This is a genomic window from Biomaibacter sp. TOL (genome assembly GCF_059717795.1).
The window spans coordinates 2,257,533-2,273,588 of record NZ_AP046092.1 but is presented as its reverse complement, the minus strand read 5'-3'; the positions used below and the strand labels follow the sequence as shown (position 1 = coordinate 2,273,588).

At 43.3% G+C, this 16,056-nt stretch carries 8 protein-coding genes, 1 rRNA gene and 1 pseudogene; 2 read left to right on the top strand and 8 right to left on the bottom strand.

Annotated elements, in window-relative coordinates; translation table 11 throughout:
- Window positions 1-44: 44 nt before the first annotated feature.
- From AC6I1H_RS11260 to AC6I1H_RS11225, 8 genes are all read right to left on the bottom strand, one after another.
- Window positions 45-1,678 (bottom strand): 16S ribosomal RNA (locus AC6I1H_RS11260).
- Window positions 1,679-2,255: 577 nt separating this feature from the next.
- Window positions 2,256-3,731 carry a lysine--tRNA ligase gene (gene lysS / locus AC6I1H_RS11255; RefSeq protein ID WP_497737682.1) on the bottom strand — a complete coding sequence of 492 codons (1,476 nt, stop codon included), beginning with the start codon at window positions 3,729-3,731 and terminating at the stop codon, window positions 2,256-2,258.
- Window positions 3,732-3,797: 66 nt separating this feature from the next.
- On the bottom strand, window positions 3,798-4,274 hold the full coding sequence (greA, locus tag AC6I1H_RS11250; protein ID WP_497737681.1) for a transcription elongation factor GreA: 477 nt from the start codon (window positions 4,272-4,274) through the stop codon (window positions 3,798-3,800).
- A gap of 401 nt (window positions 4,275-4,675) precedes the next feature.
- Window positions 4,676-5,932, bottom strand: coding sequence for a group II intron reverse transcriptase/maturase (gene ltrA / locus AC6I1H_RS11245; protein WP_497740708.1), 1,257 nt, complete (start codon window positions 5,930-5,932; stop codon window positions 4,676-4,678).
- Between the two features lie 663 nt (window positions 5,933-6,595).
- Window positions 6,596-7,894: an argininosuccinate lyase gene (gene argH / locus AC6I1H_RS11240; RefSeq protein ID WP_497737680.1), complete on the bottom strand. Its 1,299-nt coding sequence runs from the start codon at window positions 7,892-7,894 to the stop codon at window positions 6,596-6,598.
- A 185-nt stretch (window positions 7,895-8,079) separates the two neighbouring features.
- Complete coding sequence (locus tag AC6I1H_RS11235; RefSeq protein ID WP_497737679.1) at window positions 8,080-9,291, bottom strand: argininosuccinate synthase; 1,212 nt, start codon at window positions 9,289-9,291, stop codon at window positions 8,080-8,082.
- A 27-nt stretch (window positions 9,292-9,318) separates the two neighbouring features.
- Window positions 9,319-10,284, bottom strand: a complete 966-nt coding sequence (gene argF, locus AC6I1H_RS11230; RefSeq protein ID WP_497737678.1) for an ornithine carbamoyltransferase — start codon at window positions 10,282-10,284, stop codon at window positions 9,319-9,321.
- A 469-nt stretch (window positions 10,285-10,753) separates the two neighbouring features.
- Window positions 10,754-12,445, bottom strand: a complete 1,692-nt coding sequence (locus AC6I1H_RS11225; protein WP_497737677.1) for a prenyltransferase/squalene oxidase repeat-containing protein — start codon at window positions 12,443-12,445, stop codon at window positions 10,754-10,756.
- A gap of 140 nt (window positions 12,446-12,585) precedes the next feature.
- On the opposite strand from AC6I1H_RS11225, the gene AC6I1H_RS11220 reads away from it, so the two are divergent.
- Together AC6I1H_RS11220 and AC6I1H_RS11215 are read left to right on the top strand one after the other, a co-directional pair.
- The gene (locus tag AC6I1H_RS11220) at window positions 12,586-14,277 is read left to right on the top strand and encodes an IS1634 family transposase (RefSeq protein WP_497737676.1); all 1,692 of its coding nucleotides are present in this window, start codon (window positions 12,586-12,588) and stop codon (window positions 14,275-14,277) included.
- A 396-nt stretch (window positions 14,278-14,673) separates the two neighbouring features.
- Window positions 14,674-15,745, top strand: a pseudogene (locus AC6I1H_RS11215) (integrase core domain-containing protein).
- Window positions 15,746-16,056: the final 311 nt, after the last annotated feature.

Sequence of the window (16,056 nt, the reverse complement as noted above, 5' to 3'; positions counted from 1 at the left end):
TCTGTTTTAACTAATCAGTGTTACGCCAGGTCAATTCTCCTTAGAAAGGAGGTGATCCAGCCGCACCTTCCGATACGGCTACCTTGTTACGACTTCACCCCAATCGCTGACCCCACCTTCGACGGCTTTTCGCCGGCTTCGGGTGTTGCCAACTTTCGTGGTGTGACGGGCGGTGTGTACAAGGCCCGGGAACGTATTCACCGCGGCATGCTGATCCGCGATTACTAGCGATTCCGCCTTCATGCAGGCGAGTTGCAGCCTGCAATCTGAACTGGGACCTGTTTTTAGGGGTTCGCTCAGGATCGCTCCTTCGCTTCCCGTTGTTCAGGCCATTGTAGCACGTGTGTGGCCCAGGCCATAAAGGGCATGATGATTTGACGTCATCCCCACCTTCCTCCGCATTGTCTGCGGCAGTCTACTTAGAGTGCCCACCTTCCGTGCTGGCAACTAAGTATAGGGGTTGCGCTCGTTGCGGGACTTAACCCAACATCTCACGACACGAGCTGACGACAACCATGCACCACCTGTGCAGGCTCCCTCAGTTTCCCTTGGGTCGATCCCCTTTCGGTTCTCTACTACCTGCATGTCAAGGCCTGGTAAGGTTCTTCGCGTTGCTTCGAATTAAACCACATGCTCCACCGCTTGTGCGGGCCCCCGTCAATTCCTTTGAGTTTCAACCTTGCGGCCGTACTCCCCAGGTGGGTCACTTATTGCGTTAGCTCCGGCACGGAGTGCTTGACCACACCCCACACCTAGTGACCATCGTTTACGGCTGGGACTACCGGGGTATCTAATCCCGTTCGCTCCCCCAGCTTTCGCGCCTCAGCGTCAGTTACAGGCCAGGAAGCCGCCTTCGCCACTGGTGTTCCTCCCGGTATCTACGCATTTCACCGCTACTCCGGGAATTCCACTTCCCTCTCCTGCACTCAAGTGAGGCAGTTTTATCGGCAAGCCCTAAGTTGAGCTCAGGGTTTTTACCGATAACTTGCTTCACCGCCTACACGCCCTTTACACCCAGTAATTCCGGACAACGCTCGCCCCCTACGTATTACCGCGGCTGCTGGCACGTAGTTAGCCGGGGCTTCCTCCTCGGGTACCGTCCTCTTCGTCCCCGATGACTGAGCTTTACAACCCGAAGGCCTTCTTCGCTCACGCGGCGTCGCTGCGTCAGGGTTTCCCCCATTGCGCAATATCCCCCACTGCTGCCTCCCGTAGGAGTCTGGGCCGTGTCGCAGTCCCAGTGTGGCCGGCCACCCTCTCAGGTCGGCTACCCATCGTCGCCTTGGTGGGCTGTTATCCCGCCAACTAGCTAATGGGCCGCAGGCCCATCCATCACCGCTTAGTCGCTTTCTTTGTTCATCATGCGATGAGCAAAGGTATCGGGTATTACCCCGGGTTTCCCCAGGCTATCCCCGTGTGATGGGTAGGTTGCCTACGTGTTACTCACCCGTCCGCCGCTATCCTCGAAGTTCGAGGTTCGATATTCGAGGTTCGTGTCCCGTTGTTTGAGGTTCGATTAAGTTGGAATTGCCTTAAGGCCTATTCTTTCTATTCGAACTTCACTACTTCGAACTTCGTACTTCGAATACCCAACCCCGAACTTCGAGAACCGCTCGACTTGCATGTGTTAGGCACGCCGCCAGCGTTCGTCCTGAGCCAGGATCAAACTCTCATGTTTGAAATTTTTATCTCTGCTCTTTCGAGCTTTGATTTCTCTGGCTTTTTGTTGTCTGTTCGTTGAAGCCTTTTGGGCTTCTGAACTGACAGGGTTTTTTTGTGTTTTCGCTTTAGCCTTTGGTTTTTGTCTTTGTCGTTTCTGACTTCTGACTCCTAACCTCCGGCTTCTGCTTCTTTCTGGCGTAACACTGATTTAGTTTTCTAGGTGCGTTCTTGCGTCACAGTTATTTATGTTACCATGTCTTTTTCGCTTTGTCAACACCTTTTGTTATTTTCGTTGTTTCCCCTTCCTATGCACTCTTCGTTCCGTCGCTCCTGCGGCTTTCTCCCTTCGCCGCCTTCTCCCGTGACGCTTTTGTATATTATCATATCCCTAGCTCTGTTTTCAAATGTGGATATGTCTTTTTATAAACCTCTATCTGCAGATTTTACCCACAACATATTTTATGCTCGCAAAAGCTTGATTATGCTTAAAATTACAATAAACGGCCCTTAATTCAAAAAACGCGACAAAATCAACTGATAATGTTGATTGCCGCGCATTTCTTCAGGATATACCATCTATTTATGCTTTCTACTTATGCTTTTGGTCTCATGGTGGGGAATAAGATTACATCTCTGATTGAATAAGAATCAGTGAGCAGCATTACGATGCGATCAAGCCCTATTCCCAGGCCGCCTGTAGGAGGCATGCCGTATTCGAGTGCATTTACAAAATCCTCATCAAATACGTGGGCTTCTTCATCACCGGCTTCCCTTTCTCTCAACTGCTGAAGGAATCTTTCCCTCTGGTCTATGGGATCATTCAGCTCCGAAAAAGCGTTGGCCATCTCGCGCCGTGTGATAAACGCCTCGAATCTGTAAGTCAAATCTGGGTTGTCTTCCCTTCTTTTGGCCAGAGGCGATATTTCAATAGGATAGTCCAGGATGAAAGTGGGCTGCACCAGATTTTGCTCAACTTTTTCTTCAAATATGAGATTAAGTATCTTTCCCTTTGTATCCTGTTCCCCTACTTCCGCTATATGTAAATCTTTTGCGGCTTTTCTCGCCTCCTCATCGGTTTTGATTTCACAAAAATCAATACCGGTATATTTTTTTACTGCATCGCTCATGGTCATTCTGGTCCATGGCGGTGTCAGGTCGATTTCCTCTCCCTGGTATTTCACTTTTGTCGTCCCCAGAACTTCCATAGCGACATGGGAAATAAGGTCTTCAGTAAGTGTCATCATGTCGTTGTAATCGGCATAAGCCTGATAAAGCTCCATCATGGTGAATTCGGGATTGTGCTTTATGGAAATGCCTTCATTCCTGAAGTCCTTGCCTATTTCATATACTTTTTCAAAGCCGCCCACTATGAGCCTCTTCAAATAAAGCTCAGTGGCGATACGGAGATACAAGTCTATATCCAGTGCATTGTGATGGGTTATAAACGGCCGCGCCGCAGCGCCTCCAGCCAGAGGAGTCATCATCGGGGTCTCCATTTCTATGAAGCCGCGGCTGTCCAGGTAATCCCTGATACTTTTTATTATCCTGCTCCTTATGATAAAAGTTTTTTTGACCTCGGGATTGACTATTAAATCAAGATACCTCTGTCTGTATCTTATGTCCACATCCTTTAAACCGTGCCATTTTTCGGGCAGCGGCCTAAGGGATTTCGACAGTAGCGTGAGCTTTTCCGTAGATACGGAAATCTCTCCTTTGTGAGTCCTGAAAACATTCCCTTCTATGCCTACGATGTCGCCTATATCGAGTTTGCCGAACAATTCAAAGGTTTTTTCATCCACGTTATCCTTTTTAATATAGACCTGGATTCTCCCCGTCTGGTCCTGCACATCAAAGAATGCCGCTTTACCGTGGCCGCGTATGGCCATTATTCTTCCGGCTATTACTACATTTTTGCTTTCAAATTCTTCAAATCTATCTTTTATCTGTTGAGAATGATGAGTGATGGGGAATTTTTCTCCATAAGGGTTTATACCCATATCTTTAATTTCTTTCAATTTTTGAAGACGAGATTTCATGATTTCGTTTAAATCTTCCTGAAAATTTTCCATAAAAAACCTCCATCCGGTTTATTCATTGATATAGTATTTATTGATATAATATGATAAATTATCATATCATTTCATTATATCCAGGATTTCATATCGTATAAGGCCGGCGGGAACATTTACTTCCACTATAGAACCTTTTTTGCTCCCAAGAAGAGCGCTGCCTACAGGGGATTCGTTGGAAATCTTGAACTCAATGGGGTTTGCCTCGGCGGAGCCGACTATCGTATATTCAAAAACATCGCCTGTATCCAGGTCTTTGACCTTAATCCTTGAACCGATGCTGACGGTTTCGGTGGAGATATCCACATCATCTATCAATTTGGCATTCCGCAGCTTTTCCTCCAGGGCGGCTATGCGGCCTTCCACAAAAGCCTGTTCATTTTTCGCCTCGTCATATTCGGAGTTCTCGCTGATATCCCCGAAATCTATGGCCTGTTTTATACGCACCGCTATTTCCCGTCTTTTAACGGATTTTAGATATTCCAGCTCCTCTTCAAGTTTTTTCAATCCATCCTGTGTGAGCACTACTTCTTTTTTAGCCATTTATTTTCTCCCCTCTTAATATGTTTAAAAATCGTATGTCCCTAATATATGCGATGGTAAAATCAATTATTCAAGCAACAACCTTTGGAGCCCAAAAATTTAGAACAAGCACCAATGGTATTGCCATCAGTGCTTGACTCCATTATTTTTTGCTACTTCTTGATATTATAATCCAGCAGTGCAGTTCTGTCAAGAATTTTCTTATATTTAAGCTTTGAATTGATATGAAATTTTCTAAGTCTGTAGAAATTTCATTTCTGCTTGTGCAGCTTTTGCATGGATATTCCGGTGTAAATATTCAGGAATAGCACTTAAAATATTTGCAAAAGTAATCGAGTAGGAGGGGGCGATTAGCCCCCGACCTCTCACACCACCGTACGTACCGTTCAGTATACGGCGGTTCACCAAGCTTTGCGAATTTCATGATATCTCTTTGCTAAGCTCATGAGTCCTTGACCCTGCCAATAGGCGTTGTTGAGGGCTGTGTTTAATACCCCCGACATACGCCAGTATCCCTTTCGGGCGTTGGCAAGTTTATGGACCGCCCATTCCGGAAGTTTCAGATTCCTCAGTTCCCGGTATCTTGTCTTAACCTTCTTCCATTGTTTCCACAGGCACATGCGTAGTCTTCTTCTTATCCATCCGTCGAGTTCTTCAAGTTTGCTGGGTGTTTCTGATAGCGCGAAGTACCCCAGCCATCCGCCAAGGTATGTGTTTAGTCTTTCTATTCTCTGTGTTATTCCGTGTCCGTTGCTTCTTGAGGTTATTTCTCGGATTTTATTCTTGACTTTGTCTATGCTCTGTGGTGCGATTCTTATTTTGGTTGTTCCATCTTTGGCGATATACATGCTGAAGCCAAGGAATTTCCTCTTCCATGGTCTGTCCACTGCGCTCTTTTGTTCGTTTACTCTGAGTTTTAGTTTATTCTTCAGGAAAGCTGTTATGCTTTCCATTACCCGTTGCCCGGCTCTTTTGCTTTTGACGTAGATGTTGCAATCGTCTGCGTATCTTACGAATTTGTGTCCTCTTTTCTCTAGTTCTTTGTCTAGGTCGTCAAGGATTATGTTTGCAAGAAGTGGACTTAGGGGCCCGCCTTGAGGTGTTCCTTCATCGGTAATCATGATTACTCCGTTTATCATTACTCCTGCCGCAAGATAGCTGCGTATGAGCTTTAATATGCGTTTGTCTTTTATCTTGCGAGCTACTCTGGCCATGAGTATGTCATGGTTTACTCTGTCGAAGAATTTCTCAAGGTCCATGTCCACTACCCAGTTATATCCTTGGTTTACGTATTGGCGTGCTTTCCTTACTGCGTCGTGGGCTCTTCGGTTGGGCCTGAATCCGTAGCTTGATTCTGAGAATTCCGGGTCAAAGATGGGTGTTAGTACTTGCAACAGAGCCTGCTGGATTAGGCGGTCTGTGACGGTGGGGATTCCTAACAGTCTCACTCCTCCACTGGGTTTCGGGATTTCGACCCTGCGCACTGGTTGAGGCTTGTAGGTCCCCGTAAGAAGTTGTTCTTTTATGTGAGGCCAGTTTTCTCGTAGGTATGTCCGGAGGGATTCTACCGGCATACTGTCTACGCCTGGCGCTCCTTTGTTTTCTTCTACCCGTCGCAGTGCTTTTGTCATATTCTCTCTTGATACTACCTTCTCCATCAGGTGGATATCATGGTCCTTCGGGGATATCTTCTCGGGTTGTGCCGGATACATACTCGGCCCTCCCTGGGACCCTTGCGGCTTCACCGCTTCTTTCCCAGGGTAGGCCCCTTGCGGGGTTTTCTGCTGTCGTTGTATGTTTCTCGAACTTGCCAAGTTTTATCCCTCGCTTCGTGTTCGGCCCTTCGTCGGCATGACGTCTATGCCGACTATTATGGCCTCTGCTGACTTCTGACGGTTCAGCCGGGTCTCTCGGCCCGGGTTGTTAGTTTCCCTAACGTTTCCGCCAGACCTCCCCGGGTAAGAGCAATAGCCTTCGCCCCGTATACCTGCCGCATTTACTACACAGCCCCTTGGCAGTGTTGGATTTCGTTTTGTTTGGCAAACTCATCCGAACTGTATAGCCTTATATGCGGTTCGTGTTCCTCAGGCCGTGGCTTTGCTTACAGCTTCCTTCAGATTCTATCTCACGATAGACACCCTTGCTGTTTGGCTAATGGTCGCCGCTGCCAGCCCCATAGCAGACTTTCACTGCCGAGCTATTACCCATGCCGGGCACACCAAATAAAAAAACCCGCTTTTGGCGGGTTTTATCTTTTTTCTTTCACGTTTCATAGCATCTATTTGAAAAACGGCTTGCGAAGCACTTATGACCATTTTTTTCTAAAGGTTTATCATGCTTTTTTTATCGAAAATTGGAGTTGCTTCAAATTCCTGTGCAAAATTTTTCAGTTCCATGATGGAAAGGTCCTTTAATTTTTTATCCTTTTTTATACAGTAATTCACCATTTTGCCCACGACTTCATGAGCTTTTCTGAAAGGCATTCCTTTTTTTACCAGATATTCGGCATAATACGTTGCGTCGGCGAAGCTTTCTTCCAATGATTTTGCCATGTTTTCTTTCTTGAACTTCATGGAAAGCAAAACCTTCGGCAGTATCTCAAGGCAGGCGCAAATGGTATCCGCCGTGTCAAAGAGGATTTCCTTGTCTTCCTGCATATCCCGGTTGTAGGCAAGCGGCAAACCCTTCATGACGGTGAGCATTGCCATAAGGCTCCCGAAGACTCTGCCGGATTTGCCGCGGATGAGTTCCAGCACATCCGGGTTCTTTTTCTGGGGCATGATGCTGCTGCCGGTGGCGAACGCATCATCAAGTTCCGCAAAGTCGAATTCAGAAGAAGTCCAGAGTATTATCTCCTCCGCCATCCTGGAGAGGTGAACCATGAGGATGCTGGCACAGGATAAAAATTCCAATACAAAATCCCTGTCACTTACGGCATCCATGGTGTTTTCATAAATCCTGGAAAATCCCAGTAGCTCTCTGGTGTATTCCTTATCCGTCGGCAGAGTGGTCCCTGCCAGGGCACACGCTCCCAGGGGCATGATATCGGTGCGCTTCAGGGCATCGCAAAACCTCTCTTTATCCCTCTCCAGCATATAGTAGTATGCTTTAAGATGATAGCCTAGGGTTACCGGCTGAGCTTTCTGGAGGTGTGTATAGCCCGGCATCACGGTATCCACATGCTTTTCCGCCAATTTCCACAGAGCGCTGCAAAATTGCTCCAGGAGCCTTATTACTTGAGTCGTCTTTTCTTTAACATAAAGGTGCATATCAAGGGCTACCTGGTCGTTGCGGCTCCGGGCGGTGTGGAGTCTCCCCGCCACAGGCCCGATTTTTTGAAAGAGGCGGTTCTCGATGTGCATATGGATATCTTCCAGCTTTGAGGTGAATTCAAAGTTGCCCTCTTCTATCTCTATCTTGATTTCCACCAGGCCCTTTATTATGAGGGCCGCATCTTCCTTGGAAATGATGCCGCACTTTGCCAGCATCCTGGCATGGGCGATGCTTCCTATAATATCCTGATTATACAATTTTTTATCAAAATCTATGGATGATGTGAATTTTTCCACAAGGGCGTCAGTTTCCTTTTCGAAGCGACCGCCCCAGAGCTTTTTGCTCATGTTTTCACCTCCAGATCTTAAGACCGTTTATGATCAATAACATTAAAATTTCTACTTTAAAAACGCCTTTTCATGTAACTTAGAGTTTCACAAAGTGGCATACGTGTTTACACTAAAGACTCATTTTTCATTCTTTCGATGGCCTTAAAAAATGTGTCAAAAGAACCGTTCCCACGACACACGTGCTACTTCGAAGCTTTCGCCGAATTCACAATAGCATTTACCTTGGTTGGCAGGCCCCACAGCGTTATAAAGCCTTTGGCGGAATTGTGGTCAAACATGTCTTCTACATCTTCGGCGTACGTAGCAAGGTTAAGGTCGTAAAGGGAATTGGGCGACTTTCTCCCTACCACTTTAGCGTTGCCCTTGAAGAGTTTTACCCTTACGGTACCGTTCACCACTTCCTGGGTCTTGTCTATGAAGGCATCAAGGGCGTCTTTAAGGGGAGAAAACCACAATCCGTCATAAATAAGCTCCGCATATTTCTGTTCTATGCAGTATTTGAAGTGAAGTACGTCTTTGGTCAGGGTCAGGTGTTCCAGATCCTGGTGAGCCTTTATAAGCAGCAGTGAAGCCGGGCATTCATAGTTTTCCCTGGATTTTATGCCTACTAAACGGTTCTCCACATGGTCTATCCGGCCAAAGCCGTTTTGTCCTGCTATTTTATTCAGCGTTTTTACCAGTTCTACTGGGGGCATCTGTTTGCCGTCCAGAGCTATCGGGATGCCTTTTTCAAAAGTAATCTCTATATACGTGGGGGTGTTCGGCGCCTTTTCTGGTGAAACGGTCCACTCAAAAGCCTCCTCCGGCGGCTCCACCCAGGGATCCTCCAGCACCCCGCACTCGATACTGCGGCCCCACAGGTTCTGATCGATGCTGAAGGGGTTATCTTTTCCGATGGGTATTGGAATGTCGTTCTTTGCTGCATAGTCTATCTCCTCTTCCCGGGACATGGGCCATTCCCGTACCGGAGCTATTATCTCCAATTCCGGGGCCAGGGCCGTCACCGAAACATCAAACCTCACCTGATCATTACCCTTGCCGGTGCAGCCATGGGCCACCGCAAAAGCGCCCTCCTTTTTGGCGACATCCACCAGGAGTTTGCATATGAGCGGCCTTGACAGTGCGGAACTCAAAGGGTAAACCCCTTCGTACAGCGCGTTGGCTTTTAACGCAGGGAAAGCATATTTCTTTAAGAATTCCTCCTGGGCATCCACCATGTATGACTTTATGGCACCTATTTTTTCGGCTTTGGATTTGACAAATTCCAGGTCCTTGCCCTCGCCGACGTCCGCACAGAGGGCGATAACATCACTATCGTATTTTTCCTGCAGCCATTTGATGGCCACGGATGTGTCAAGTCCTCCAGAATAAGCCAGCACAATTTTTTTCTTCATTTCATTTCTCCTCCCAGATTTTATTATTTAACCCATTAACAATGTCAAAATAGCCTTCTGCACATGCAGGCGGTTTTCTGCCTCGTCGAACACCACCGAATGCGGGCCTTCTATAACGTCATGAGTTATTTCCTCGCCGCGGTGAGCTGGCAGGCAGTGCATTACAATCACGCTTTTATCCGCCGCTTTAACAACATCTTCATTTATCTGATAGCCTGCAAAGGCTTCTTCCCTTATCTTTTTTTCACTCTCCTGGCCCATGCTGGTCCACACATCGGTGTAGAGCACATCGGCATCCTTTGCCGCCTCGAAGATGTCCTCAGTTACAATTATCTTGGAACCGGTGGTCTCCGCAATAGCTTCTGCCTTTTTCATGACTTCATCCTGCGGCTGGTAACCCTTCGGCGCCCCTATGGCGATATCCATTCCCACTTTGGTGCAGCCAAAAAGCAGAGAATTGGCCATGTTATTGTTGCCATCGCCAATAAATGCCAGCTTCAATCCTGCCAGCATTTTCTTTTTTTCGTATATCGTAAATAAATCCGCCAGCACCTGGCATGGATGAGAATAGTCGGTAAGGCCATTTATGACGGGTATGTCAGCATACTCCGCCAATAGCTCTACATCCTTGTGGCTGTAGGCTCTTATCATGATGCCGTCCAGGAACCTCGACAAAACCCTCGCCGTGTCCGGAATGGTCTCCCCCCTCCCCAACTGCATATCACTGCTTGATAAAAACAGCGCATACCCCCCCAGCTGCCACATGGCAACCTCGAATGATACACGCGTCCTTGTAGACGACTTCTGAAAAATCATCCCCAGGGTTTTGCCCTCAAGAGGCTTGTAATGTGCCCCTAGATTTTGCATGGTCTTCAGTGTTTCCGTGACCTTCAGGATTTCATCTATTTCATCTTTTGTAAGGTCGTATAAACTCAAAAGATCCTTGCCCTTAAGGCTTGAACTTTCAGGCTCTATATATGGCTTTAAATTCATGCATGGCTCGCCTCCGTAATTTTTTATAATTATACACCTTAATGCATATATATGCAATAGCTTTAAAAAAAATTAACATTGATTAATAATCCAATCCTAAATTCACATTTCGGCCCTCTGGCGGAGAAGGAGATTATCAATGTTGGAGGATCTGTGTGACAAGTACCCCGTCCCCTTGTCACTTTGTCAAAATCTCGGGACTTCGGTATATCCTTTTTCCGAGAAATAGAAATAAAGCCTCGTGCTTGCAGCTCCTTTTGGGATTTGAAAAACAACTATATCATTATATTCGGCTGTATGAGAAACTTTGGTTTTGGCAGGTATTTTCGTTTTCCCGTCTGTAATATAATATTTATTCCATTGGCCGTGTTCAGCGTTGTACAGTTTCAACAGGATAAGGTCGTGATCTTCCATGCGCCTGAATTTATAACCGGAAATCGAGGAACTCATGGTACGGCTGTCATATCCTTCAACGGCTCTTGTCTGAAGTCTTCATTCTGTAGCTGTTTATGAATGATGTCATCTGTATGTATTTTTCAGTCATGGAAAGGGATGGCACCTGGCTGCTGTTCTGTCTTACTCCGCCGGATGCCGATTTAAAGAAATTCAGATAATCATTGGAGCAAAGTAATGGTTCTTCCGGAACATGGTTATACTTCTGGGTCATCATCGCATAATAAGATATTAAAAGGTCTCCTTTTTCCGCTTTATCTATCTCCTGATTCAATAGTTTTTTTGCTAGGGAATCAATTTGTTGGTTGTAAGAGCTGATGATGTTAATGTTGTCCAGCAGTTTTACAGAGTAGTACAGGGGAAGTATGGAAGCTGTTGTATTTGACTTCAGGTTTTCGCCGATTATTTTTTCGGAGTTAGTATATATTTTTTGCTTTAAAGTGGCCGGGATTTCTTCGCCCAGCATCACAAGGATTTCGGCGTAGTTTGATATGTCGTATAGCACCTGTTCAAAGTCCTGCCGGTTCAGTTGTTCTTCAAGGCTCTGATAGGTGTTATGGATGAATGCTTCATATAAATTTGAGTCGGGCTCTTTTAGAATGGATTTTATGTTTTTGTCTTCACTCAGTATTTGGAGAGCTTTTAATGTGTTCAGCATCACCAGGGGTTGATAGTCCGGGTTTAGTAATGCCTTTAGAGTGTTTCTCAAGTATTGTTCTACAATATCCGGGTTTTTAACTTCATATCCCAATTTTGTCAGTATGTACAGGCTTTTGTAAGTGGCCTGGGGGGAGGATGGGCTTATAAACGGTTTGTTGAAGCCTCCCAAAGGATTCATGTAAGTAAATATAAAATTATCCAACATGTTTTTTTCTGGACCAGCCATTTTGTAATTTAATCTGCTCAATATATTTATAGCATAATATGTTTCGCGGTCAGAAGATGAATTCTCGTCTATAGCAGAAAACCCACCGTCTAAATTAATATATTTTAAAAGGGTTGTTTTAATAGTGGAATTTATTTTATCATCTTCAAGAAAACTTAATAACCACAGTTTTTCAATAAAAGAAGACTTATTTTGTTCTAATTCATTAATAATCTTTTGACGCATCTTTTCGTCTATTTCTACGTGTTCATCAAAATAACGTTGAAAAAATAGTTTTATCAGGGGATCGATATTGGTTGACTGCAAACATAATTTTTTAAACTCGGCTTCGACGTCTCTGAACTTTTCTTCATTTTTTATGGCTTTAACGCTCTCCAGAACAAAGTAGTTTAAAAAAGGTTCTTTATCAGCACTACGCTCATAATATAGATTGTCTGTTTTTTTTAACTGCATAAAGAGATTAGTTATTTCTTGTTTTAGATTTTCATTAAATTCAAATCCGAGTTTGTTCAGGCTTAAAATTGCAAAATATGTGTTTTGAATCTGTCTGCTATACTGGCTTTTATCGCCAAAATATCCGGCCTCATTTTTTGTTGATAATATCCACTTTATAGTATTTTCTTTAAAATCCTTATCAAGGGGAAAATTGATTAAACTACATATCTCTAAAAAGTAATATGTAGAAGATAAATCCCTGTTTTGGATTAAGAAAGATTCCTTAAATCCCCCGTCGTTGTTTTGAGAGGCATACAATTTTTTCTTTACATTTTCTTCCCATGTATTTCTTTTTAAATTATAGCATGATGTTATACTTATTATCACATATTCCGCACCCCTTCAAAAAACAAATTAACATTTTTTAATGAACATCTCAAAAAATTTTTCAAAAAAAGCCAAATTGGTAAAAATTGGACTTGTACTTTTTTCAGAATTGTTGTATTATGATAACTGGTGATGTTATGATGAACAAAATGAAAATATTCAACGCAGGCCCAGCACCAGTTATCTCCGCCATATGGGAGCAACTAAATATAGGCAAAAACCTGGATAAACTCTTACCCTGGGATGCTTCCCAGTGCAAATTATCCCCGGGGATAAGAATAAAAGCTCTGGTCATAAACATCCTTGCAACAAGAGCACCCCTTTATTTAGTCAGCAGATTTTACCTTTACCAGGATCTTGCCAACCTCTTTGGTAAAGGAGTCCTTTTGCAAGATTTAAACGATGACTGCCTTGCAAGAGCATTAGATAAACTTGCAGAATCAAACCCCAAGAAAATAATATCATCCATTATTCTGCAAGCATTAAGCAGCGAGGATATAACCATTACACATCTTCACTCAGATACCACATCTGTAAGTGTTTACGGTGAATATGAAAATCAAGAAGACGATGACCTAAATTCATTCATAAAGCTGGTATGTGGCCATAGCAAAGATCACCGCCCGGATCTAAAACAGCTAAAAATAGGCCTGTGTGTAAATCAAGATGGTATACCGGTATTAGGGCAGCCTCTAGATGGAAATAAAGATGATAAAACATGGAACAATGAATTTATCGATGTCCTGTCAAAAGACCTTGATAAAATTGACTTAACATCGCTCATCTATGTAGCAGATTCGGCTCTAATAACAAAAGATAACCTAAAAAAGATGCATAAAAAACTGTATTTTATTTCAAGATTTCCCGCCACCTTTGAACTGGAGAAAAACCTCATTGACCTTGCATGGAAAAAGAATGATTGGACCTTTATAGGCAAAATCTCCAATCAAAAAAATGCCGCCGAGTATAAAGTTCAGGAATTTATCAGGACAATTGATGACATTAAATACAAGTTTGTAGTAGTTCATTCCTCCAAACTTGATAAAAGAAAGACCAAAAGCATAGATAAAAAACTGGATGAACTATGCAAAACACTTAAAAAAGAAACTCGAGAATTAAGCTCAAGAGAGTTTTTCTGCAAAGCCGATGCTCAAAAGCAAATAGAGCTTTTCAAAAAAGATCATGATAATGATTTTTACCCATTGGACTTTCAGGTAATTGAAAGAACAAAACCCGTTAAAAGAGAAGGTAAAGGTAGGCCCCCAAAGGATTATATACCTCAAACCAAGACAGTATACCAGATAAAATGCACTTTAGGTGAACTCGACAACGATGCCAAGCAAAAAGCTTTAGAGCAGGCCAGCTGTTTTGTACTTATTACAAACAGGCTGGATAAATCTCCTTATGATATTCTAAAAGAGTATAAAAATCAAACCACCGTAGAGACATCCTTTAGATTTTTAAAGAGCCCCATCTTTCTTGATGCCATATATTTAAAGAAGGAAAGCCGAATAGAAGCTTTGTGTTATGTGCTCTTTCTTGCTCTTTTCATCTACCAGATACTGCAAAGGCGAATGAGAAAAGCTCTGGAAGAACAGGGAGAATATATCTTCGTAGCAGGCAAAGTAAAGACTGAAAAACCAACCGGCAATAGGATTCTTGAGTTATTAAAGCCTATACAGACCATAGGCTATGTTGAAGGTGACAAGGAATGCCGGGCTCTTCCCGAGATTCCTAATGAGGAGCCTTTGGAAAAGATACTTTCCCTAATCGGTTTAACGCCGGATATTTATACTTCCATTAGGGAATATCCGCATTATCTTATTGAATAGATACTTATATTTCACTTGGTAAAAATTATTGATCCATTACTTTGAATTGATACACAGAAGCTTCCCATGCACCGATTTTTATCCTGACCTTTACATGGCATAAGGCTCTTGGATAATGAATACATGCTCTTCTTGTTATTCATACTTATAAGTATGCTCCGAGGCGTTTGACCCTTATTTTTTACCTAATTAAGGATATTCATAAAGTATGTTTCCGTTATCTGATAACGCGATAAAGTTACGTCCAGGAAATTGCGGTTTATCTAAAATCAAATACCATATTGATCCTCTTGCAGTTTCAACAATATTTGCATAGTTATATTCTCTATATAGCCCCCTAACGTACTTGGAGAAAATCCGTATAAATGATAATATAACAATAGGGGGTTGACATCAATGACAAAAAAACAATATGCAGAAGAGTTCAAAGAGCAACTCATAAAGGAATGTCAGGAAGTAGGCAACGTATCCCTGGTAGCCCGAAGCATGAAATCTTACCCAACACCATACATGGATGGATGCGAAGCATCAGAAAAAGGGGCTCAGTAACACCGCTCCCAAGGAACGACGAAAAACGCATCATCGAGATACAAAAAAGACTAGAAGATGTTGCAAAAGAAAACAACACCCTGAAGAAACTCTTGGGAGAAAAAGAACTTGAACTTGCAATCCTGAGAGAACTGAGGGATAGAGTAAACCCTCGGTAACCGACAAAGTCGAAATAGCTTCAAAGTGGATAAATAAGGGTTACAGAGCATCCCTTATCCTGGGCTTTGTCGGCCTTTCCCCATCCACATATTATGAAAACATCTCAAGAAAGAACAACACTCAAGAGGATATGGAAATCAACGCATCTGTTGCCAGCAATAATACCGGTGGCAGGCCAATCCCGGGATATTCCTTAACCAACAAAGGTGAAAAAATATCCGATGACCAAATAAAAGAATGGCTTTGCGAATTAATATGCGGCGATGGCTACCCATATGGCTACATAACAGGCACAGATTCATTCTTTTTCCAGCTATCCCTCATAGACGTATTTGACCGCTCTCATCTAGGATTATCCTGCACAGCAGCGGATGCAACAAGAGTGCTAAAAAATTCCCTGGCGAAAAGAGGCCTTGCAAAAGGCATGGTCCTGCCAAAAATACGAACAGATAATGGACCGCAATTTATTTCAAACCGATTTGAAGAAACAATAGAGGAATTAGGCCTGATACACGAAAGAATACCTGTAAAAACGCCAAACATGAATGCCCATATAGAATCTTTTCATTCGATTTTAGAAGATGAATGCTACAGCAGAAATGAGTTTAACAGCTTTATGGAGGCTTATTCCATCATAACAGAGTATATGGAATACTACAATCAGCGCAGGATACATGGGAGTATAAATTTCATGGCACCAAACAAGTTTTATGAAGCATTCATGAGTAACACTGCAAAAATTAAACCTTTTAGTGCATAATCTCCGGAGTTAGGGGGTCAGGCCGTTTCCGTCTGAAAGGATTCTTGCTTCTTTAAAATTTTTCACATCGATCTTTTTTATAGAAACGGAAAAATGTGCCCCTTTCGTCATTACTGTTTATTATGAGTAAGGAAATAAAAAATAAAATAAGTTATAGAAAAGAGAATTAAAGTGATAATAAATGATTCCAGTAATATTCTTTTGGTTATTAAAAAATAAATTACATGCACGAAAAGGATCGCAAGTATACCAATAATCCAATTTATAACTGCTTTTTTCCAATTAGTCATAATAACCTCCATTCCACCACT